The following is a 1,496-nucleotide window of genomic DNA, read 5'->3' as shown; positions in this document are numbered from 1 at the left end:
TTCGCATAGTTTTTCTCTTACTACACGAGAAAAAGGGCTGGATTCGAAGCTATATAGCGTCAATGGGAGTTTAGCCGCTTTTGCAGGGCGCGCGTGGACACCTGCATTATTACGTAAAACACTAGCCAGTTTGGATGCCGTATCATTCATTAAACTGCGGCGGAGTTGCTTAGGGACTTCCAAGCCCCTGTACTCTTTAAATAGGTAAGTAACAATTTCATCGCGGCCAGCAATATTGAGGTCAGTGTTGGGGTCGAATAACCTTGGGAGCGTCTGGCTGCCGGATTCTTGTGCAAGTTTTTTTATATCACGCCCACCGATTGGGCAGGGGGCTACCATTGCATCAAGGTTGAGTTCGGTCAGTGCTTCCCTGACAAACCGACATTCCGGGCAACCTTCTCTGTCGAATATAACCAGCTCCTGCTCAGGTTGTATTGCAACCTTGCTCGCTGACGTGCCACGCCAAACACGTAGTGTTGATGCAAGGGTAGACGTGGTGATGTCGAATAAGTTTTTCATAGCGATCCTCCATAATAAGCACGGCTGCATTGTAAGGCTTAATCGTTTGTTTGTCATAGACAAATATCGGCTGTGTCTACCCATAAATTATTATATGAGGCTGTAAGTTCAGGCTGAGTTACGGGTTTAAGGCTATAATAAGATGATTATGGTTTGTTGCTACCTGCATAGAAAGAAATCACGCGTGAGGTTGTATTATGTTCACGAGTATTACAGATCTATTTAAACTAGGTATTGGACCTTCCAGCTCTCATACTAATGGCCCTATGATTGCCGCAAAGGACTTCGTCACTAAGATAAAGGCTATAAATCCCACCTTTCTTAAAGGCAAGCGCCTTAATCTTAGGTGCCGCTTGACAGGTTCCTTAGCGTATACGGGTATTGGTCATGGTACAGATACGGCAATCCTTCTGGGTCTCAATGGCTATTCGCCGGCACAGGCCGCTAAGCTTTCATTCAACGGTAATTTAGAAAAAGCGATTGATAGTTTTCAGCAAAAAAACTTTATCGAAATTGTTCAAGGTGTGTGTGTAAACTTTGGCCCAGCGTCGGGAATAGAGTTTGATATGAAGCTCGTGTACCCGGAACATCCGAATGGTTTCAGCTTTACGCTATCAAGTGCTGGTGAGAAAGAACGGGTCATTTTGTCTGAAACGTACTTTTCCGTTGGTGGCGGTTTTATTTTAACTAAAGATGAACTTGCCGATAAGAGTAAGCGCCAAAAGGAGAAAAAAGGGAGGCGTAAAGTGCCGTTCGGCCACAGCCAGAAACATACCTATTCAAACATGAGTGAGTTGCTGTCTATCGCCGAGAAAGAAGATAAAAGCTTTGCAGTAATTCAGATGGAAAATGAATGCATGAGTAGTGCTGAGAGTGTTACTGAGGCAAATATTTGCACAGTTAAGGAGGCGATGTTTGCAAGCATAGAACGTGGTTTATCTGCTGATGGGCAACTGCCCGGAGGACTGTTATTAGAG

The 1,496-nt window shown here is 44.6% G+C and carries 2 protein-coding genes; one reads left to right on the top strand and one right to left on the bottom strand.

What is annotated here, in order from left to right; all coding sequences use genetic code 11:
* A partial coding sequence (locus tag A3735_RS27960; RefSeq protein ID WP_068639078.1) for a glutathione S-transferase N-terminal domain-containing protein occupies positions 1 to 519 on the bottom strand: 519 nt, incomplete at its 3' end.
* A 197-nt stretch (positions 520 to 716) separates the two neighbouring features.
* Here A3735_RS27960 and A3735_RS27955 point away from each other — a divergent pair.
* Positions 717 to 1,496, top strand: a 780-nt coding sequence (locus A3735_RS27955; protein WP_304440037.1) for a serine dehydratase beta chain, incomplete at its 3' end; no start/stop codon positions are given.

It is taken from the genome of Oleiphilus sp. HI0061, assembly GCF_001635675.1.
This window is presented reverse-complemented; position numbering and strand designations above follow the sequence as displayed.